Source organism: Trinickia diaoshuihuensis (genome assembly GCF_003390925.1).
GTDB lineage: Bacteria > Pseudomonadota > Gammaproteobacteria > Burkholderiales > Burkholderiaceae > Trinickia > Trinickia diaoshuihuensis.
The window spans coordinates 77645-97432 of record NZ_QUBS01000088.1 but is presented as its reverse complement, the minus strand read 5'-3'; the positions used below and the strand labels follow the sequence as shown (position 1 = coordinate 97432).

The 19788-nt window shown below is 64.4% G+C and carries 15 protein-coding genes and 2 pseudogenes; 8 read left to right on the top strand and 9 right to left on the bottom strand.

Annotated elements, in window-relative coordinates; translation table 11 throughout:
• Positions 1–11 precede the first annotated feature (11 nt).
• Positions 12–1001: an aldo/keto reductase gene (locus DXT59_RS26645; protein ID WP_116140941.1), complete on the top strand. Its 990-nt coding sequence runs from the start codon at positions 12–14 to the stop codon at positions 999–1001.
• Between the two features lie 21 nt (positions 1002–1022).
• Here DXT59_RS26645 and DXT59_RS26640 read toward each other — a convergent pair whose 3' ends face one another.
• The gene (locus DXT59_RS26640; RefSeq protein ID WP_116140939.1) at positions 1023–2003 is read right to left on the bottom strand and encodes an AraC family transcriptional regulator; all 981 of its coding nucleotides are present in this window, start codon (positions 2001–2003) and stop codon (positions 1023–1025) included.
• 190 nt (positions 2004–2193) lie between these two features.
• Here DXT59_RS26640 and DXT59_RS26635 point away from each other — a divergent pair, with 190 nt between their 5' ends.
• Genes DXT59_RS26635 through DXT59_RS26625 form a run of 3 tightly spaced genes read left to right on the top strand, consistent with a single transcriptional unit; the run spans position 2194 to position 5955 of the window.
• Positions 2194–3246 carry an NAD(P)-dependent alcohol dehydrogenase gene (locus DXT59_RS26635; RefSeq protein ID WP_116140937.1) on the top strand — a complete coding sequence of 351 codons (1053 nt, stop codon included), beginning with the start codon at positions 2194–2196 and terminating at the stop codon, positions 3244–3246.
• A gap of 11 nt (positions 3247–3257) precedes the next feature.
• The gene (locus DXT59_RS26630; RefSeq protein ID WP_116140935.1) at positions 3258–3713 is read left to right on the top strand and encodes a (2Fe-2S)-binding protein; all 456 of its coding nucleotides are present in this window, start codon (positions 3258–3260) and stop codon (positions 3711–3713) included.
• Position 3714: 1 nt separating this feature from the next.
• Positions 3715–5955 carry a xanthine dehydrogenase family protein molybdopterin-binding subunit gene (locus DXT59_RS26625; RefSeq protein ID WP_116140933.1) on the top strand — a complete coding sequence of 747 codons (2241 nt, stop codon included), beginning with the start codon at positions 3715–3717 and terminating at the stop codon, positions 5953–5955.
• A gap of 69 nt (positions 5956–6024) precedes the next feature.
• Here the strand turns inward: DXT59_RS26625 and DXT59_RS26620 are convergent, their stop codons facing one another.
• On the bottom strand, positions 6025–6276 hold the full coding sequence (locus DXT59_RS26620) for a DUF4148 domain-containing protein (RefSeq protein WP_116140931.1): 252 nt from the start codon (positions 6274–6276) through the stop codon (positions 6025–6027).
• Positions 6277–6549: 273 nt separating this feature from the next.
• On the opposite strand from DXT59_RS26620, the gene DXT59_RS26615 reads away from it, so the two are divergent.
• From DXT59_RS26615 to DXT59_RS26605, 3 genes are read left to right on the top strand one after another with little or no spacing between them, the layout of a single operon-like run.
• Positions 6550–9750 (top strand): efflux RND transporter permease subunit, encoded by a 3201-nt coding sequence (locus DXT59_RS26615; RefSeq protein ID WP_116140929.1) that lies wholly within the window; start codon positions 6550–6552, stop codon positions 9748–9750.
• Positions 9751–9759: 9 nt separating this feature from the next.
• Positions 9760–10989, top strand: a complete 1230-nt coding sequence (locus DXT59_RS26610) for an efflux RND transporter periplasmic adaptor subunit (protein ID WP_116140927.1) — start codon at positions 9760–9762, stop codon at positions 10987–10989.
• Between the two features lie 14 nt (positions 10990–11003).
• Complete coding sequence (locus tag DXT59_RS26605; protein ID WP_116140925.1) at positions 11004–12506, top strand: efflux transporter outer membrane subunit; 1503 nt, start codon at positions 11004–11006, stop codon at positions 12504–12506.
• Here DXT59_RS26605 and DXT59_RS26600 read toward each other — a convergent pair.
• The 5 genes and pseudogenes from DXT59_RS26600 to DXT59_RS26580 form a co-directional block, all read right to left on the bottom strand.
• Positions 12481–13896 carry a heavy metal sensor histidine kinase gene (locus DXT59_RS26600; protein WP_116141159.1) on the bottom strand — a complete coding sequence of 472 codons (1416 nt, stop codon included), beginning with the start codon at positions 13894–13896 and terminating at the stop codon, positions 12481–12483. The two genes, DXT59_RS26605 and DXT59_RS26600, sit on opposite strands and share 26 nt — an antisense overlap.
• Positions 13897–13904: 8 nt before the next feature.
• Complete coding sequence (locus DXT59_RS26595) at positions 13905–14591, bottom strand: heavy metal response regulator transcription factor (RefSeq protein WP_116140923.1); 687 nt, start codon at positions 14589–14591, stop codon at positions 13905–13907.
• Between the two features lie 7 nt (positions 14592–14598).
• A complete protein-coding gene (locus DXT59_RS26590; protein WP_116140921.1) occupies positions 14599–14865 on the bottom strand; it encodes a GNAT family N-acetyltransferase in 267 nt (88 codons plus the stop codon).
• Positions 14866–14917: 52 nt separating this feature from the next.
• Positions 14918–15658 carry a class I SAM-dependent methyltransferase gene (locus tag DXT59_RS26585; protein ID WP_116140919.1) on the bottom strand — a complete coding sequence of 247 codons (741 nt, stop codon included), beginning with the start codon at positions 15656–15658 and terminating at the stop codon, positions 14918–14920.
• 66 nt (positions 15659–15724) lie between these two features.
• Positions 15725–16180 (bottom strand): annotated as a pseudogene (locus DXT59_RS26580) (glutathione binding-like protein); the annotation flags it as partial.
• 29 nt (positions 16181–16209) lie between these two features.
• Here DXT59_RS26580 and DXT59_RS26575 point away from each other — a divergent pair.
• Positions 16210–16521 (top strand): annotated as a pseudogene (locus DXT59_RS26575) (winged helix-turn-helix transcriptional regulator); the annotation flags it as partial.
• A 52-nt stretch (positions 16522–16573) separates the two neighbouring features.
• On the opposite strand, the gene DXT59_RS26570 reads toward DXT59_RS26575, so the two are convergent.
• Both DXT59_RS26570 and betA read right to left on the bottom strand, forming a co-directional pair.
• Complete coding sequence (locus tag DXT59_RS26570) at positions 16574–18010, bottom strand: MFS transporter (RefSeq protein ID WP_116140915.1); 1437 nt, start codon at positions 18008–18010, stop codon at positions 16574–16576.
• A 40-nt stretch (positions 18011–18050) separates the two neighbouring features.
• Positions 18051–19781 (bottom strand): choline dehydrogenase, encoded by a 1731-nt coding sequence (gene betA / locus DXT59_RS26565; RefSeq protein WP_116141157.1) that lies wholly within the window; start codon positions 19779–19781, stop codon positions 18051–18053.
• Positions 19782–19788: the final 7 nt, after the last annotated feature.

Sequence of the window (19788 nt, the reverse complement as noted above, 5' to 3'; positions counted from 1 at the left end):
GGGAGAAATCGATGCAATACCGTAAGTTCGGCGCAACGGGTCTAAGCGTGTCGCGCGTATGCCTCGGGACGATGACGTTCGGCTTTCAGACGGACGAGGCGACCTCGGTCCGTATCATGGATACCGCCGCCGAGGCCGGCGTGACGTTTTTCGATACGGCGAACGTCTACCCGCTCGGAGGCGGCGAGGCGCGCGTCGGGCGGACCGAGGAAATCGTCGGCCGCTGGCTCAAGGGCAAGCGCCATGGCTTCGTGCTGGCGACGAAGGCGGTCGGCAAAATGGGAGAGGCGCCGTGGGAGCAGGGCGCTTCCCGTAAGCACTTGCTCGATGCGATCGATGCGTCCTTGCAGCGGCTCGGTACCGACTATGTCGATCTTTACCAACTGCATTCGGACGACCGGGAAACGCCGCTCGACGAAACGCTCGAGGCACTCGACGTCATCGTTCGCTCGGGCCGCGCGCGTTACGTGGGCGTTTCCAATTTCCTCGCGTACCGTTTGGCGAAAGCACTAGGCAGAGCCGACGTCTTGCGCACCGCGCGTTTCGTTTCGGTTCAACCGCGTTACAACTTGCTCTTTCGTCAGATCGAACGCGAGTTGCTGCCGCTCGCCGAGGAAGAACGCTTAGCAGTCCTACCTTATAACCCGCTTGCCGGCGGCCTGCTGACGGGCAAGCATCGGCGCGAAGCGCCGCCGCCCGCGGGGCGGTTCACGGTGGGCACCGCAGGCGAGCTTTACCAAGCGCGTTACTGGCACGAGCGCGAGTTCGATACCATCGAAGCACTGAAGAAGCTGACCGCCGACGCCGGTCTCGCGCTGCCTACCGTCGCGGTCGCTTGGGTGTTGGCTCATCCTTCCGTTACGTCGGCCATATTGGGGGCCAGCCGCCCCGAGCAGTTGGCCGACACGTTGGCCGCCGTCGACTTCGCCCTCGATCCCCAACTGAAAACGCAGCTCGACGAACTCACTCGCGAATACCGTTTCGGCGATGCTACGCGATGAACGCCGCCGGGCTCGGACCGTTCAGTCGGTAGTGACGTAGCGCGGCCTGCCGGGCTTCGCATAGGGCGGGACGACGCTCGCTCTCGCATCGCTGGCGCCGCGCATGCGCTTGAGATCGTCGGCCGGGCTCATACCGAACAATCGCTTGAATTCCCGGCTGAATTGCGAAGCGCTTTCGTACCCCACGCGCGTTGCGGCCGCGCTTACGTTCAAACGATCTTGCACCATCAGCAGGCGCGCGTGGTGCAAGCGCGTCGTTTTCACGTATTGCATCGGCGAAGTCTCGGTCACGGCTTTGAATTGCGCGTGAAACACGGCCAAACTCATTCCCGCTTCGCGCGCGAGCGTGGGGACGTCGAGGTTGCCCGCGAAATCCGCGTGGATGCGGCGTAAGGCTTTTGCAATCCTGCCGAAATGATCTTGATGGGTCAGCGCCGCCCGGATCATGTCGCCCTGCGACCCCGTGAGGACGCGGTAACAGATCTCGCGCACGATCGCGGGGCCCAGGATACGGGCGTCGTGCGACGAGGACAGCGATTCGAGCAGGCGCAACACGGCATCGCTCAGCGTCGGGTCGAGCGGCGTGGCGTAGACGGCCCGCGGCTCCGTCTCGATCGGTCCGCGCGTATCGTTGAGCATCATCAGCAGTTCGGCCACGACGGCGAGATCGACCCGGATCGAGATGGCCAGCATCGGTTCGTCGGGCGTCGCTTCGGTTTCGCACTCGAACGGTAGCGGCACCGCAAGCACGAGATAGTGCTGGGCGTCGTAGACGAATGCTTGGCTGCCGAGAAAGCCGCGTTTACGGCCTTGCGCGACGATGACGATCGACGGTTCGTACATCACCGGCACGCGCGGGATCGAAACGTTCGTGCGCATGAACTTCACGCCGTCGAGCGTGGATTGGGTATATCCCTCGTCCGGGGCCAGGGTAGCCAGCAACTGAACCATGCGGGCCTGAGCGGAATCGGCGATAGAAGAGAGCGAGGCGTGAACGGACATGACGGCGCGGCGCAAACGTTAGGAGAATCAGGCTGAAAATATAGCGCCGATTTCACTTTGCCGCCGGCATCCAAGAGAAAAAGGCAAGCGTTCGATAGATTCAGGCATTGGCGTCAGGGCAGGGCAGTTCCTACCATTTGCACCTGCGAAGCTCCATGTCGGAGCGCGCATTTTGCAGGAGCGAATCACCATGTACAAGACTCACGGATACGCAGCGAAGGACGCGAACACTCCGCTGGCCCCGTTCGACATCGAGCGCCGCGACGTGCGCGAGCATGATGTGCAGATCGAGGTGCTGTTTTGCGGCGTCTGCCATTCGGACCTGCACCAGGCCCGCAACGAATGGCGCAATACCATTTACCCCGTCGTGCCGGGACATGAAATCGTCGGCCGCGTGACGAAGGTCGGCGCCGGCGTCACGCGTTATAAGAGCGGCGATCTGGTCGGTGTCGGCTGTCTCGTGGATTCTTGCCGCACCTGCGCAAGCTGTGCGGAAGGACTCGAGCAGTACTGCGAAAACGGATTCGTCGGCACCTATAACGGCGTGGATCGCGTCAGCGGCGAGGTTACCTACGGCGGCTATTCGACGAGCGTCGTCGTGGACGAAGCGTTCGTCCTGAACGTACCGGGCAATCTGGATCCGGCCGGCGCGGCTCCGCTATTGTGCGCGGGCATCACGACGTATTCGCCGTTGCGCCAATGGGGGGCGGGCCCGGGCAAGAAAGTCGGCATCGTCGGTTTGGGCGGTCTCGGGCACATGGGCGTGAAATTGGCGCGCGCAATGGGCGCACATGTCGTCCTGTTTACGACTTCGCCCTCGAAAGTCGAAGACGCGAAACGTCTGGGCGCGCACGAAGTCGTGATTTCGAAAGACCCTGCGCAAATGCAGGCGCATGCGAATAGTTTCGATTTCATCCTCAATACGGTGGCCGCGCAACACGACTTGAATCCGTTCATCGAATTGCTCAAGCGCGATGCGACGATGACGCTGGTCGGCGCACCCGAGCACGATCACCCGTCGCCGCAAGTGTTCAATCTGATCTTCAAGCGGCGCCGTCTGGCCGGTTCGTTGATCGGCGGCATTGCCGAAACGCAAGAAATGCTGGACTTCTGCGGTCAGCACGGGATTACCTCGGATATCGAAATCATCCCCATGCAAAGCATCAACCAGGCATACGATCGAATGTTGAAGAGCGATGTAAAGTACCGCTTCGTAATCGACCTCAATTCGCTCAAACAATAGCCGGAGGGTGCATGACGACGCTGACGATCAATGGCAAGACGCATGAAGTGAATGCGCCGGATGATATGCCGTTGCTGTGGGTGCTACGGGATTTAGTAGGTCTGACGGGCACTAAATTCGGTTGCGGCATTGCGCAATGCGGCGCCTGTACGGTTCATTTGGATGGTGCGGCCGTTCGGTCATGCGTTTTGCCGGTCGCGGCCGTCGTCGGCAAGAAGATAACGACGATCGAAGCGGTGGGCGAAACGCCCGCCGGCCGTAAGGTGCAAGCCGCGTGGACGGCGCTCGATGTCGTGCAGTGCGGCTATTGCCAGTCGGGGCAGGTGATGTCGGCCGCATCGCTGCTCGCGACCAATCCGCATCCGAGCGATGCCGATATCGACGCCGCCATGTCGGGCAATATCTGCCGCTGCGGCACCTATAACCGCATTCGCGCGGCGATCAAGCATGCCGCCACGGAGGCTTGATATGTCGCAAGGTCTCCTCGAAGCGGGGCGCGCGCTTGCGTCGTCAAGCGCCGGCGTATCGCGCCGCACGTTCCTGAAGTTCGGCGTGACGGTTGGCGCGGCCGCGGGCGGTGGTTTATTGCTCGGGTTCAGCGTGCCGGCCGCGGCGCAAGCCGCGCATCGCGCCGGCGTGAGAATCGGCGATGCCCCGTCATCGCCGAGCGCCGGCGTGTTCGCGCCGAATGCATTCATTCGAATCGATCGTCAGGGCTTGGTGACGCTGATCATGCCTAAGGTCGAAATGGGGCAGGGCGTTTATACCGCCATTCCAATGTTGATCGCGGAGGAGTTGGAGGTGCCGCTCCAAAGCGTGGCGCTCGATCACGCGCCGCCCAACGCGAAGCTGTACGGCGATCCATTGCTCGGCGGCGGGCAACTCACCGGGGGCTCGACTTCGATTCGCTATGCGTGGCAGCCGATGCGCGAAGCGGGGGCGATCGCGCGCGTGCTGCTCGTCGCCGCGGCGGCTCAGCGATGGAAGGTCGATGCCGCGACCTGCCGGGCGGAGCAAGGCACCGTCGTGCATATTCCGTCGGGGCGCCGTATCGGCTACGGAGAACTCGTCGATACGGCTGCGAAGATGCCGGTCCCGGCGGAGGTCAAGCTCAAAAGCCCCGCGCAATTCACGCTCGTGGGCAAGCCGACTAACCGGCTCGATTCGCCGCAAAAGGTGGACGGGTCTGCCCGATTCGGTTTCGATGTGCATCTGCCCGGGATGCGCTATGCGGCGATCGTGCATTGCCCCGTGCTGGGCGGCACGCTGGCGAGCGTCGACGAGGCGAGCGCCAAGAAAGTCGGCGGCGTGCGGCAAGTGGTCAAGCTGAACAATGCCGTCGCGGTGGTAGGCGACCATACCTGGGCGGCGAAGAGCGGAGCAGCGGCGCTCGACGTCAAGTGGAATGGTGGCGAGGGGGCGACGTTATCGACGAAGGATATTGTCGACGATCTCGCAAGCGCCGCGCAAAAAGACGGCGCGCTCGCACACGAGGAAGGCGATGCGCGGCATGCGTTCGCGACGGCAAAGCATCGTATCGATGCGGTGTACGAACAGCCGTTTCTCGCGCACGCGACGATGGAGCCGATGAACTGTACGGTGCACGTGCGGCCCGATGGATGCGAAATCTGGGTGGGCACGCAGGTGCCTGGGTTTGCCGCGCAAGCCGCGCAAAAGGCGACGGGCTTGCCGCTCGAGAAGATTACCGTCCATAACCATTTGATCGGCGGCGGGTTCGGGCGGCGGCTCGAGGTCGATATGATCGCGCAGGCCGTCGAAATCGGCAAACAGGTGGATGCGCCGGTCAAGGTGTTTTGGACGCGCGAGGAAGACGTTCAGCACGATATGTATCGGCCGTACTACTACGACCGCATTTCGGCCGGGCTCGACGATAACGGGCGGCCCATCGCATGGCAGCATCGGATCGTCGGTTCTTCGATCCTTTCTCGATTCGCACCCGGCGCGGTAGCGAACGGCGTGGACTCCGATGCCGTCGAGGTGGCCGCCGAGTTGCCCTATGCGATTCCGAATCAATGGGTGGATTACGTTCGTCAGGAGCCCCGGACCGTGCCGACCGCGTTCTGGCGCGGCGTGGGCGCCACGCGCGGCACCTTCGTCGTGGAGAGCTTCATCGATGAGTTGGCCGCGCAAGCGCGGATCGACCCGGCGCAATACCGGCGCGATCTGTTGAAAGACAAGTCGCCGCGCGCAGCCAACGTACTCGAGGTAGCCACGCGCGCGGCCGGTTGGGGCGAGCCGTTGCCGAAGGGCGAAGGGCGCGGCGTGTCGGTGATGCACGCATTCGGCAGCTATTTGTCGATGGTGGCTCAGGTGGCGGTCGATTCCGACGGACAAGTGACCGTCAAGCGCGTGGTTTGCGCGGTCGATTGCGGGATGACGGTGAACCCGAAAACCGTGCAGGCGCAGATCGAAGGCGGCGTCGTGTTTGGAATCAGCGCGGTCCTTTATGGCGAGATCACGCTGAAAGACGGGCGCGTCGAGCAATCGAACTTCACCGACTATCGCGTGCTGCGGATGAACGAGACTCCACCGATCGAAGTGCATCTCGTGCAGAGCACCGAAGCGCCGGGAGGAATTGGCGAGCCGGGGACCGCGGCGCTCGCGCCCGCCGTCACCAACGCGATTTTCGCGGCGACGGGGACGCGGGTGCGCAAGCTGCCCGTTGCAGCGCAGTTGAAGCGGGCTTGATGCGTAGAGGGCGGGGCCGTCTCGCCCTCGATCCTTAGAGCCGACCGAAATGCGCGGCGGCGCCCGGCTTTATTGCCGTGCCTGCCGCGCTTTCTGTGCTTGTTGCTGCGCGACGATCGATTCGGCGCGCTGGATGTCTTCGGGATAGTAGGGATCATCGCCCGAAGGACGATACCCCGCGTGCTCCACTCGCGCGAGATCCGCCATCACCTGTGCTCGCGTGACGGGCGCGTTCGCGGCCGTCACGGCACTCTGGGCGAAGGCGGCGGCCGGAGCGGCCAGGGCGCAGGTAACGAGCCAAGCGGAAACGAATGCTTTCATGATGTTCACCTCTCAATGAATGGCCGCCGCATCGTCAAATGATGCCGCTTCAGCCGCCCTCCGGCAGTGTCGCGAAGGTTGACTGGATTCTGGTCGAGCGGCGCTGACCCGAAGCTGACTCGTCGATTACGAGTTCGTTATCTGCGCCAATGCGCCGATAACCGCATCCGCCTCGTCGTCCCCAAGATGACAAATCCGTAATGTCCAGGTCAGCAGCGGGTAAGCGCGCCCTCCCGATACTTGCGCCAACCCCGCTAACACCCGGACAACGTCATGTGGATCGTCAAACTGGCCCTCAGGCGGCCTTACACGTTCATCGTGCTCGCCGCGCTGCTGTTCATCCTCGGGCCGCTTGCCATCATGCGCACGCCCACGGATATTTTCCCGAACATCGACATCCCCGTGGTCAGCATCGTCTGGACCTACAACGGCTTCTCGGCCGAGGACATGGCGCATCGGATCACCTCGAATTACGAGCGTGCGTTGACTTCCGACGTGGACGATATCGAGCATATCGAATCGCAGTCCCTGAACGGTGTCTCCGTAGTGAAGGTATTTTTCCATCCCGGTGCCGACATCAATCGCGCAATTGCCGAAGCCGCCTCGAACTCCGCGTCGATCCTGCGCATCCTGCCGCCGGGCACGCTGCCGCCGAATATCATCACGTACAACGCGTCCACTGTGCCCGTGTTGCAATTGGGCCTCTCAAGCGCGACGTTGCCGGAACAGTCGCTTTACGACCTCGGCAACAGTTTCATCCGCACGCAGCTCGCCACGGTGCAAGGCGCGGCCGTGCCGCTTCCCTATGGCGGCAAGATCCGCCAGATCATGGTGCAGCTCGATCCGCAAGCGCTGCAGGCAAAGGGCCTCGCGCCCGCCGATGTCGTGAACGCCGTCAACGCGCAGAACCTCATCCTCCCCGGTGGCACGGCGAAGATCGGCTCACGCGAATACAACGTGGAGATGAACGGCAGCACGCGAACGGTGGCGGCGCTCAACGACCTGCCCATCAAGACGGTGAATGGCAGCGTGGTGTACGTGCGCGACGTCGCACACGTAATCGATGGTTATGCGCCTCAAACGAATATCGTGCGCGCGGATGGCAAACGTGCCGCACTGCTTACCGTCGAGAAGACCGGCAGCGCCTCGACGCTTACGATCATCGACCAGATCAAGGCGATGCTGCCGAAGATCGCCGCGGACCTGCCCCATTCGCTCAAGATCACGCCGCTTGCAGATCAATCGGTGTTCGTCAAGTCGGCGATCTCGGGCGTCGTGCGCGAAGCGCTCATTGCCGCTTGCCTCACGGCTGCGATGATCCTGCTCTTTCTCGGCAGTTGGCGCGCCACCCTCATCATCGCCGTGACGATTCCGCTCGCGGTGCTCACGTCGCTGATCGCGCTCGCCGCGCTCGGCCAAACGATCAACATCATGACGCTCGGCGGCCTCGCCCTGGCCGTCGGCATACTCGTCGACGATGCCACCGTCGCCATCGAAAACATCGCGCATCACCTGGAGCGCGGCGCCCCGCTGCACGATGCGATCCTCAACGGCTCCGGTGAAATCGCAGTGCCCACGTTCGTTTCGACGCTCTCCATCTGCATCGTATTCGTGCCGATGTTCCTGCTCTCGGGCGTGGCGCGCTATCTGTTCGTACCGATGGCCGAGGCCGTGGTATTTGCCATGTGCGCGTCGTACTTTTTCTCACGTACGCTCATCCCCACGCTGGCCATGTACCTGCTGCGCGCTCGAACGAAGGACGCGGCGCCGGCGCGCGGCATCGCCGGTGCATTGGCGCGTTTTCAGGCAGGCTTCGAGCGGCGCTTCGAAGCCGTGCGCAACCGCTATCGCGCGCTTCTCGATGCCGCCATCGAACACCGGCGCCGCTTCGTCTTGTTGTGGCTCGCACTGTGTCTCGGCTCTCTTGCGCTCTTTCCCTTCACGGGCCGCGACTTTTTCCCCGCGGTCGATACGGGCGAAATCCGCCTGCATCTGCGTGCGCCCACGGGCACGCGCATCGAGCAAACGGCTCGCCTCACCGATGAAGTCGAAGCGAAAATCCGCGGCGTCATTCCTCATGACGAACAAGCCGCCGTGCTCGACAACATCGGCGTGCCCGTGAGCGGCATCAACCTCACTTACGACTCCTCGGACCCGATCGGCCCCGAAGATGCGGACATCCTCGTCACCCTCGCGCCGAAGCATAAACCCACCGCGCAATACGTCGCGAAGCTGCGCAACGTGCTCGATGCGTCATTTCCCGGCGTGACCTTCGCGTTCCTACCCGCCGACATCGTGAGCCAAATACTGAACTTCGGCCTGCCCGCGCCCATCGACGTGCAGATCGTCGGAAACAAGCTCGAGCAGAACCGCGTCGTCGCGAATCGACTGCTCGACGAGATGCGCGGCGTGCGCGGACTCGTCGACGCGCGTATCCAGCAGCCCGGCGACGAACCCACGATCGACGTGAACGTCGACCGTACGAAGGCGCTGCAAGCGGGCCTCACGCAGCACGAGGTCGCGCAGAATCTGCTGATCGCGCTGTCCGGCAGCGCCCAGACGACGCCGAATTTCTGGCTCGATCCGAAGAACGGCGTGAGCTATCCGCTCGTGACGGAAGTGCCGCAGTACGACATCCATTCGCTGCAAACGCTCGCCAATATCCCGGTAACGACGACGCAATCCGGCTCGACCACGCCGCAAAATCAACTCGGGACGATCGGCACCGTCTCGCGCGGCTCGCAGCAAGCCGTGGTCTCGCATTACAACGTGCAGCCCGTGCTCGATATCTTCGCCTCGACGCAGGGACGCGACCTAGGCGGTGTCGCCGCCGATGTGAACCGTCTCGTCGATGAAGCGCGCGCTCAACTGCCGCCCGGCTCGTCGATCGTGGTGCGCGGCCAGGTGCAGTCGATGAACGCATCGTTCGGCGGTCTCGCGGCCGGTCTCGTTTTCGCCATTACGCTCGTCTATCTGCTGATGGTCGTGAACTTCCAGTCGTGGCTCGACCCGCTCATCATCGTGAGCGGTTTGCCGGTCTCGCTCGCCGGCATCGCCTGGATGTTGTTCGTCACACAAACCACGCTCAGCGTGCCGGCGCTCACGGGAACCATTCTCTGCATGGGCATTGCCACGGCCAACAGCATTCTCGTCATCAACTCGGCGCGCGAGTCGCTCGCCGCGGGCGTCGCCCCGCTGGCCGCCGCGCTGGACGCGGGCTTCAACCGCTTCCGCCCCGTGCTGATGACGGCGCTCGCCATGCTGATCGGCATGCTGCCGATGGCGCTCGGGCTCGGCGACGGCGGCGAACAGAACGCGCCGCTCGGGCGCGCCGTGATCGGCGGCCTCGCGCTCGGCACGCTTTCCACACTCGTGTTCGTGCCGGTCGTCTTCGGCATGGTTCACGGCCGGCTCGCGAAACGCCGCGCCGGCACGGCAGGCATGCAGACCGAAGCAACCACTCATATTGAATAAGGATTCCTTATGAATACGCAGACTCCGCCCGCGGAACGCGATGCCGCGACAGAGCCGTCCGCGCAAGCCGGACGCGCGCGCAAGCGAGGCGCCTTCGTCGTCGGCCTGACCTGTATCGCCATCGTCGCGTCCCTACTTACGGCCGGCATCGCGCCGCGCCTTCAGGCCCGCACGGCACAGGCGCGGCAGGTCGCGGCGCAGCGTCGATTGGTTGTCACGACCGTGGCGCCGACGCGCGCGCCCGCCACCCAAGACCTGCTGCTGCCCGGTTCGATCATGGCCTGGGCCGACGCCGCGATCTATGCGCGCACGAGCGGTTACGTGCAGCACTGGTCGGCGGATATCGGAGCGCGTGTGAAAGCCGGCCAGACGCTCGCGCGGATCGACACGCCCGAGCTCGACGCGCAACTTCAGCAAGCGCGCGCGGCTGAAGCCACGGCGCTGGCGAATTACCGCTTCGCGAACAGCACGGCGCAGCGCTGGCAAACGATGCTGCAGACGCAGTCGGTTTCCGAACAGGACGCAGAGGCGAAGACGAGCGACGCCGCGGCCAAGCTCGCTACGCTGCACGCCGCGCAGGCGGACGTTGCGCGTTTGCAGGAGCTCGTTTCATATCAGAACGTGACGGCGCCGTTCGACGGCGTCATCACCGCGCGCAACGTGCAAGTGGGCGCGCTCGTGACCGCGGGCGGCACGCCGGGCCTCGCCTCGATGCCGGGCGAGCTGTTCCATATCGCGCAGACCGACCGCCTGCGCGTATACGTGGACGTGCCGCAGCAGGATGCCGGCGTCGTCGCGCCGGGCACGTCCGTATGGTTGACGACGCAACAATATCCCGGCCGCCGCTTCGACGCGAGCGTCGCGCGCAGTTCGGATGTCATCGACCCTGTGAGCCGCACGTTGCGCGTGGAAGTCGACGTCGATAACCGCGACGGCGCGCTGATGCCGGGCGCCTACGCGCAGGTACACCTTACTCTCGCGGCCCCCTGGCCGGCGCTGGAGCTGCCCGTGAGTGCGCTGTTGTTTCGCCCGGACGGCGTGACGGTCGCCGTGGTGAACGCGCGCAGCGAGGTGCAGTTGCGTAAGGTGACGATCGGCCGCGACTTCGGCACGTACGTCGAGATCGCCACGGGCCTCACGGCGAGCGATCGCGTGATCGACAATCCCGGCGACTCCCTCGCCGGCGGCGAGCAGGTGCGTGTCGCGGCTGCGGCCACGGCAGCCAAGAGCACGGATTGAATGAGAGGACGGTCATGTTCGGACATCGCTTATCGGCGCTGCGCCGGGTCGTCGTGGGCTGCACGGTGGCCTCGCTCGCGGCGTGCACGACATTGCCGCCTTACAGCGCGCCCTCGACGGACGTCCCCACGCAGTATGCGGGGCAACGGCCGGCCATCCCTGGTTGGAGCGTCGCCGCACCCGCCGACGCGAACCCGCGTGGACCTTGGTGGACCCTCTTCGGCGATCATGAACTCGACGAACTCGAAGCGCTCGTGAACGTCTCGAATCAGACCGTGCGCCAGGCCGTCGCCAACGTCGAAGCCGCGCGCGCGATGGTCGACTACGAGCGCGCGGGCTATGCGCCGACGGTGACGGGCGGCGTGACGGCGCAGCGTTATCGGACTTCGCGCAATCTCGTGGACCATTCGCTGGCCGGCAAGACGGTGCCGGATTATTCCACCGGGGTGGCGGCGAGCTGGGAGCCCGACCTATTCGGGCGCGTGAAGGATGCGGCGACGCAAGCGCGCGCCAATGCGCAGGCGAGCGAAGCCGACTTGCAATCGGTGCGCCTTGCCGTCTCGAGCCAGCTCGCCACCGACTACTTCGATCTGCGCTCGCTCGATCGGCAAAAGAAGCTGCTCGACGACACGGTGACCGCCTACGCGGCCGCGCTGCGCATCGTCGAGCAGCAGCTCGCCGATGGTGCAATCGATGCCTCGGCTGTCGCTCAGGCGCAAACGCAGCTCGAAAGCGCGCGCACGATGGACAGCGATATCGACGTGCAGCGCGCGCAGCTCGAGCACGGCATCGCCACGCTGATGGGTGTCCCCGCTTCGACGTTCAGGCTGCCGCCGCGCGTGGATCCTGTCGTGGTGCCGTCGATTCCCCCAGGCGTGCCGTCGGCACTGCTCCAACGCCGCCCGGACATCGCGGCCGCGGAGCGGCGCGTGGCGGCGGCCAATGCGACGATCGGCGAGGCTCGTGCCGCCTTCTATCCGGACCTCACGCTCTCCGCAGCGGCGGGCTTGGAAAGCACCTACTTCGCGCCGTGGCTCAGCGCGCCAAGCCTTTTCTGGTCGCTCGGTGCGCAGCTCGCGGGCACGCTATTCGACGGCGGCCGCCACAGAGCCGCGCTCAAAGGCGCGAGCGCGCAATACGACGCGGCCGTCGCAGGGTACCGGCAAACCGTGCTAACGGCATTCCAGCAGGTCGAGGACAATTTGAGCGCACTCGACACGCTGGCCGGCGAAGCGCGGAGCCAGCAACGCGCCACGGCTGCCGCGCGACGCTCGCTCGAGCTTACGACCAACCGTTATCAGGCGGGGGCGGTGAACTATCTCGACGTGGTGACCGCGCAGACCATCGCGCTCGCGAACGAGCGCAACGAGGAGCAGATCGCGGGCAGAAGGCTCGACGCAAGCGTGCATCTGCTCGAGGCCTTGGGCGGCGGCTGGGACCGGGCGACACTGAGCGGCTCGAACGCGCCCGGCGATCCGGGCGATCGTGGCATCACGAGCGGGGGAACGTCAGAATGAAGCGTGTGGCCGAGGCGTCGCTTTCGGCGCGCGCCGAGCCGCCGTGCAATGCCATGATCGAGCGCACGATCGCAAGCCCGAGTCCCGCCGAAGCGCCTGTGCGTGGCTCGCTGTGGCGCGATGCGTCGGCTCTGTAGAAGCGGTCGAAGATACGTTCGAGCAGCGCGGCGTCGATCGGTGGGCCGGGGTTGGCCACCTCGACCTCGACGGCCGTCGCGGTCTCTCGCACGCCCATCGTGATCTCGCCGCCACGAGGCGTATAGCGCAGCGCATTGGCGAGCAGGTTGCCCACGGCGCGTCGGAACAGCTCCTTGTCGGCGCGCAGACGCCCCTCGCCGCGTACGCGAATGCGCACGCCCGCGTCATCCGCGAGGCCTTCGAAGTAGTCGGCAATCTGCGCGAGCGCGTCCGGCACGTCGAACTGTTCGAGCGTCGTCATGAACTGCGGGTGTTCGGCACGCGCCAGAAAGATCACGCTCTCGATCATGCGGGAAAGCCGTTCGCATTCCTCGAGATTCGATTCGAGCAGCGCCTCGTATTCGGCCGTGGTGCGCTCGCGCGCGAGCGCCACTTCGGTCGCGCCGCGCAGATTGCCGAGCGGCGTGCGCATGTCGTGCGCGAGATCGGCCGTGTATTGCGACATCCGCTCGAAGCCGCCGTGCAGCCGGTCGAGCATGGCGTTGAGCGACTTCATGAGCGCTTCCAGTTCGCTCGGTACGCCATCGATCTCGATGGGCGTATCGAGGCGCTCGACGGTGATCGCGGCGGCGCGCGCGGCCATCTCGCGCAACGGCCGGAGCGACTCGCGCACGAGCAGCCAGCTCAATAGGAAGGCGAGCAGCATACCCGCTAGACCGAACGCGTAAAGGCGCTCGCGATAGTGGTCGAGCAACAGCCAGCGGTCGGTCATGTCGCGCGCGATGACGACGGTGACGGGCGTGCCGTCGGTCAGCGCCGCCTCGGTGGCAAGGCCGCGCACCGGCACCCCGCGCACGTTGCGCCACTGCACCACGTCGCCCTCGGTGATACGTTGCTGAGCGGGGAGGCGACGGGCCAGGGCGGCTTGCGGGAACGTCGTGTCCGCGATGCCGGCGGTGTTGTGCTCGACGAGTTGCTCGCCGGCGGCGTCGAGTATCTCCATCGAAAGGGCGGGGTTGCCGAGCACTTGGCTCGTTAGCCGTTGCGCGTGCTCGCGCACGTCCTGCGCGCTGTGCAGCTCCTGAGCGAGGCGCCGCGTATGCCGCGAAATCAGCACGATGTCGAGATCATCCTGCTGCTTGACTTCGCGGTCGAGCGTGAAATAAAGCGTGCTGCCCACGAGCGCGAACACCGCGAGCGTCGTGCCCGCGAAACTGAGCGCGAGGCCGGCGGTGAGCGAGCGCACGGTCAGCCGCGACATCAGGCGGACCGCTTATCGTCGGTTATCTCGGCGACGTAGCCCACGCCGCGCACGGTGTGAATCAGCTTGACGTCGAACGCGTCGTCGATCTTGGCGCGCAGGCGGCGAATGGCGACTTCCACGACGTTGGTGTCGCTGTCGAAGTTCATGTCCCATACGTACGAGGCGATCTGCGTGCGCGTAAGCACTTCGCCCTGGCGGCGCACGAGCAGTTGCAGCAGCGAGAACTCTTTCGGCGTGAGGTCGATGCGAGCGGCGCCGCGTTTCACGCGCCGCCGCGTAACGTCCACTTCGAGGTCGCCCAGCGAAAGCACGTCGGTCTCTCGCGGCGGTCCACGGCGGGCCAGCGTGCGCACGCGCGCCAGCAGCTCGACGAAGGCGAACGGCTTGACGAGGTAATCGTCGCCGCCCAGTTCGAGCCCTTTCACCCGGTCGTCGACGTCGTCGCGCGCGGTGAGGAAGAGCACCGGCGTGCTGTGTGTGGCGCGCAGCGTCTTGAGTACCGTCCAGCCGTCCATGACGGGCAGCATCACGTCGAGCACGATCACGTCGTACGCCGCTTCTTTCGCGAGGATCAGGCCTTGCGCGCCATCAGCGGCCAGATCCACCGCGTAGCCGGATTCCTCGAAGCCCTTTTTCAGATAGGCGCCGGTTTTCGGCTCGTCTTCGATCACGAGAATGCGCATCGCCGTTTCACTCAGAATGTGTCCGGCTCAATTGTATGCGCGCGGCGGCCTCGCGCGCGTGATGGTGGGCTTTGGATAGCCGCTGGCCGTCGCGGACAAAGCCGTGCCGTTCGTAAAAGCGATGTGCGTTCAATCGCGAGTCCGCGCTCGTCACTTCCAGCTTTACGCAACCCACTGCGTCGAACCACTGTTCGGCTTGGGCGATCAAGCGACTTCCGATCCCGCGCCCTCGATAATGCTCATCGACGACCATGCTCGTTATTCGGCCGGACATTGGCTTGATTCATTGGCTTCGAGGAAGTCGGGAAAAAGATACGCGTTGCTTCTCAAAGCCGAGCGCGGACGCAGATAAACGCAGGAGCGTTGGAAAGCTCGGCGTACAAGCGCTCGGACGCTGCTTTCATTTCCGGTAGCGGGCGGGGTTCCACGAACCGGTCGAGCTGCCAGCCGCTGTCGAGGAGCCCATTCAATATATCCGACAGCGGCCGGCGATAAGCCCGCACGTAGGGTTTCGGTTCGCCGAATCCCGCCCAATGAAGGCCGAACCGGGATATGTCGAAGTAGGTGCCGTGGCCCCGCGTGCGTTCGTCCATCCAGTCGCGCATGGGATGCGCCATCGAGAAGACGAGCGACGCACCCGGTTTGCAAACGCGCCGGAACTCGTTCAGTGCGGGCCGCAGGTCTTCTAGATAATCAAAGGCGAGCGAGCAGAGCACTTTATCGAACGACTGGCCGGCGAGCCATGTCAACGGGGCGGACAAATCGCCTTCGACCACGCTCACGTCCAGGCCGGCGCACCGCTTTCGGGCAAGGTCCACCATTTCCGGCGTGACGTCGAATGCCTGGACCGATGCGCCTTGGCGCGCCAGATGTTCGCTGCAGATGCCGGGACCGCATCCCGCGTCCAACACGCTCAATCCGCGTACTTCGCCAAGCAGCGCCATCGTGGCGGGGCGCTCATAGAGCGCGTTATGCGCTTTGGTCGGCGCAAATTCGGCGTACCGCTCGGCGAACTGAGAATACGCTTCGCGGCCTGTCGATGCGCTGGTGTGTGGCGTGTCAGACATGCATTGCCCCTGTTAGACAAGGATTTTCGTCTAGCGGCTAATGAATTAACGCCCAGGATCATACACTTACTCGTTTAGGCCCTCGGACGTCAGTATGTCTCGAACGTGCGGCCGCGCGCGGACTCGCCCATACCACGCGCGTAGATGATCGAACGAGGTCAAATCGATCTCGGCGCCATAGACGGACTTGAGCCACGCTGCTTTGCCCCATCCGGTCAGCGCAAACAGATAGGCATCGGCGATCGTAAATGTATCGCCCATCAGATACGGGCGATCGGTGAGCTGGCGATCGATCCATTCGAAGCGCTTCTCGAGCTTGGGCCTTGGCGTATCCACGTATTTCCCGGCGGCGACGGCATAAAGAAGCGGAATGAATCCTTTATGAATTTCAGTCGATAAGAAATTGAGCCGTTCCTGCAACCGGTATCGCTCGATCGTTCCGTTCGGCGGCGCGAGTCTGATCTCGGGGCGTTGATCGGTCAGATATTGCATGATCACCGGACCCTCATGCATAACCGATCCGAAATTTATACCGAAGATGAATCGACCCGATGAAAACTAGCGTGAGCGGATGTTCGGTCGAGCAGGCAATGCGGCTGTTGGGTGGGCGGTGGCGTTTGCTGCTCGTGTCTTATTTGCTCGATGGTCCCAAGCGGTTCAGCGAGTTGCGCAGGGACGTGCCTGGGATTTCGCAGAGGATGTTGACGCTCGATTTGCGGGCGTTGGAGGACGCCGGGCTCGTCCGGCGAACCGTGTTTCCGGAAGTGCCCGTGAAGGTGGAATACCAGCTTACCGAAGACGGCATGCGGCTTCAGCCCGTGGTGGCCGTGATGAAGGATTTCGGCCTATGGCTGAAAGCGCGGCGGGTAGAGAGAGCGCTGGCGCTTAGCGTCGGGGCGCCACCGGTTCGCTGGCTCACCGAGCCTCATCCAACGCGGCGACATACCCGTCGGCGTCCTGCTCCCGAGCATCGTTTCGCCCCAACGCTTCGAGCGCGAGCCCCTTCGTCTCGATGCCCATCGTTGCAACGGCGACGGCGGCTAACGCGAAGGAGCAGGCGCCAAGCGAGAACACGCCGCTTTGGCCGAAGGTAGGCAGCACGACGCCTACCGCATACGGCCCGATCAACGACCCGATGCGCCCCACCGCCGAAGCGAACCCGGCGCCGGTCGCGCGCGCTCCCGTGCCGTAAAGCTCGGGCGTATACGTGTAGAGCGCGGCCCACATTCCGAACAAAAAGAACTGCATGGCGAGCCCCGCGCCGATCACGACCGCAACGCCGGCGCCGTGCAGCGCCGTTTGTCCGTAGACGTAGGCCATCACGGCACCGCCCGCGAGCGAAGCCACACAGGTCGGCTTACGTCCCCAGCGTTCCACGAGCCATGCCGCGCAAAGAAACCCCGGAATGCCGGCCAGCGAAATCCAGACCGTATAAAGCACCGACTTGGCGACGGCGAAACCCGATTGCTGCATGAGCGCGCCGAGCCAAGAGGTGAGGCCATAGAACCCGAGCAACGCGAAAAACCACAACGTCCAAACCACGATGGTCCGCTTGCGGTAGGTGCCGTTCCAAATTTCCCGGAAAGCGCCCTGGTTTCGCAACGCGGGGGCAACGTGTTCGACGACCGGTGCAGGTAACGACCGGAGCCGGCAAGCACGCATGACTTTCGCCTCGATCGACGCGAGCACGGACTCGGCTTCCCGCAGGCGGCCACGGTGCTCGAGCCAGCGTGGCGACTCCGGCACGATGCGGCGGACGACCAAGACGAACACGGCCGGAATCGCAAGCAGCGCGAACACCGTACGCCAACCGAAGCTCGGCAGGACGAAGTAGGAGACGATGCCCGACGTAATGAATCCCAGCGGCCAGAAGCCGTCCATCAACGCGATCAAACGGCCCCGCGAGGCCGCCGGCACGAACTCGGACAGCAATGCCTGCGCGACGGGAAACTCCATTCCCATACCGATGCCGAGCAAGATGCGATAGACGATCAGCGCATCGACGCTTTGCGCGGTCGAGCATAGATAGGACGCGACACCCCACAGCACCATGCTCCACTGAAAGACGGGGCGCCGCCCGAAACGGTCGGCGAGCAACCCGGCGACAGCGGCGCCGGCGACCATCCCGAAGAAGCTCGCACTCGCGACGAGACCGGCCGCCGCGCTGCTCAAGCCGAATTCCTTTTTGATCGAGCCCAGCACGAACGTCATCGTGCCGAGATCGACGGAGTCGAAGAAAAAGGCGAGGGCGATCACGACGAAGATCACGCGGTGATACGACGAAAACGGCAGACGTTCGAGGCGAGCGGCGGCGCTCGCGCGAAGCGGCGTCGCGGATATGGCTTTCGGCATGATGGGCTCCGAGTAAGACGCCGATGAAAATCGCTACGGGCTAGCCCGCGGCGTGGGCAGTCGAGCGCGCGGCATTGGGCGCACTGCGTGGCTGCGCGCAACCCCCCGCTCGCGCGGGTGCGCCGTTCGCGACGTAATACGGCACCTCGACACGCGGCAGCGGCGACCTGCCCCGAATGCGATCGGCGATTTTCTCGGCGAGCATGATCGTCGGCGCATTGAGGTTGCCGGTCGTGATACGCGGCATGATCGACGCATCGACGACACGCAACCCCTCGATACCGTGCACGCGGCCTTCGTTATCGACGACGGACATCTCGTCATATCCCATCGCGCACGAGCAGGAAGGGTGATAGGCCGTTTCGGCGCGCGCCCGGACGAAGGCATCGAGTTCGGCATCGGTTTTGAGTTCGCCGCCGGGGCTCAGCTCGCGTCCGCGATACCGGTCGAGTGCGCGCTGCGCGATGATTTCCCTCGTCAAGCGGATGCCGTCGCGGAACTCGCGCCAATCGAGCGCTTCGGCCATGTAGTTGAACAAGATGCTCGGGTGGGCGCGCGGATCGCGCGAACGCAGCTTGATCCGGCCGCGGCTCGGCGAGCGCATCGATCCCATGTGTGCCTGAAAGCCGTGCATCTTGATGGCGTTGGAGCCGTTGTAGTTGATGGCGATCGGCAAGAAATGGTATTGAATGTTCGGCCAGCGGTCGTCGTCGCGCGTTCGAATGAAGCCCCCCGCTTCGAATTGATTGCTCGCGCCGATGCCCGTACCGTTGACGAGCCACTCCAATCCGATCGCGGGCTGGTTGTACCACTGTAGCGCGGGGTAGAGCGAGACGGGCTCCTTGCACTCGTACTGCATGTAGATCTCGAGATGATCTTGCAGGTTACGGCCCACTCCGGGCAGGTCGAGCAGGACCGGCACGTCGAGCTCGCGCAGCCACTCGCCGGGGCCGACGCCCGAGCGTTGCAGCAATTGGGGCGAGGCGATCGCGCCCGAACAGACGAGTACCTCGCGCCGCGCATGGGCCGTCACGGGCGTCTCGTGATGCAGATAAGCCACGCCGACGGCGCGTTTGCCCGAAAACAAAACGCGATCGGTCTGCGCATGCGTGACGATCGTCAAGTTCGGCCGTTGCCGTGCTTGGTCGAGATAGCCGCGCGCCGTGCTTGCGCGGCGGCCGTGCGCGGTCACCGTCCGATCCATCGGGCCGAAACCTTCTTGCCGGTAGCCGTTCAGATCGTCGGTGCGCGCGTAGCCCGCTTGCACGCCGGCCTCGACCATCGCGCCGAACAGCGGATTGTTGCCGGGCTTGCTCGTCGTGACGTGGACGGGCCCGTCGCCGCCGTGGTAGGCATTCGGGCCCACGTCGCGCGTTTCGGCTTTCTTGAAGTAAGGCAGGCAATCGAGGTAACTCCAGTTCTCGAGGCCTTTGTTCTGTGCCCAGCCGTCGTAATCGAGCGCATTGCCGCGGATATAGCACATGCCGTTGATCAGCGACGACCCGCCCAGCCCCTTGCCTCTGCCGCATTCCATGCGGCGGTGGTTCATATGCGGCTCGGGCTCGGTCTCGTACGCCCAGTTATAGCGCCGGCCCTGCAACGGATAGGCGAGCGCCGCCGGCATCTGCGTGCGGAAATCGAATCGGTAGTCTGGGCCGCCGGCCTCCAGCAATAGCACCGTGACGCCGGCATCCTCGGTTAGCCGCGTGGCCAGCACGTTACCGGCCGACCCCGCGCCGACGATGATGTAGTCGTATTCCTTCGCACTCACGAGCACC

Excerpts from the sequence above, each read along its gene's own strand:
- DXT59_RS26645 (WP_116140941.1), top strand. The coding sequence starts at position 12 with ATGCAATACCGTAAGTTCGGCGCAACGGGTCTAAGCGTGTCGCGCGTA.
- DXT59_RS26640 (WP_116140939.1), bottom strand. The coding sequence starts at position 2,003 with ATGTCCGTTCACGCCTCGCTCTCTTCTATCGCCGATTCCGCTCAGGCC.
- DXT59_RS26585 (WP_116140919.1), bottom strand. The coding sequence starts at position 15,658 with ATGTCTGACACGCCACACACCAGCGCATCGACAGGCCGCGAAGCGTAT.
- DXT59_RS26570 (WP_116140915.1), bottom strand. The coding sequence starts at position 18,010 with ATGCCGAAAGCCATATCCGCGACGCCGCTTCGCGCGAGCGCCGCCGCT.
- DXT59_RS26610 (WP_116140927.1), top strand. The coding sequence starts at position 9,760 with ATGAATACGCAGACTCCGCCCGCGGAACGCGATGCCGCGACAGAGCCG.
- DXT59_RS26630 (WP_116140935.1), top strand. The coding sequence starts at position 3,258 with ATGACGACGCTGACGATCAATGGCAAGACGCATGAAGTGAATGCGCCG.
- DXT59_RS26595 (WP_116140923.1), bottom strand. The coding sequence starts at position 14,591 with ATGCGCATTCTCGTGATCGAAGACGAGCCGAAAACCGGCGCCTATCTG.
- DXT59_RS26590 (WP_116140921.1), bottom strand. The coding sequence starts at position 14,865 with ATGTCCGGCCGAATAACGAGCATGGTCGTCGATGAGCATTATCGAGGG.
- DXT59_RS26615 (WP_116140929.1), top strand. The coding sequence starts at position 6,550 with ATGTGGATCGTCAAACTGGCCCTCAGGCGGCCTTACACGTTCATCGTG.
- DXT59_RS26620 (WP_116140931.1), bottom strand. The coding sequence starts at position 6,276 with ATGAAAGCATTCGTTTCCGCTTGGCTCGTTACCTGCGCCCTGGCCGCT.
- DXT59_RS26605 (WP_116140925.1), top strand. The coding sequence starts at position 11,004 with ATGTTCGGACATCGCTTATCGGCGCTGCGCCGGGTCGTCGTGGGCTGC.
- DXT59_RS26625 (WP_116140933.1), top strand. The coding sequence starts at position 3,715 with ATGTCGCAAGGTCTCCTCGAAGCGGGGCGCGCGCTTGCGTCGTCAAGC.
- DXT59_RS26635 (WP_116140937.1), top strand. The coding sequence starts at position 2,194 with ATGTACAAGACTCACGGATACGCAGCGAAGGACGCGAACACTCCGCTG.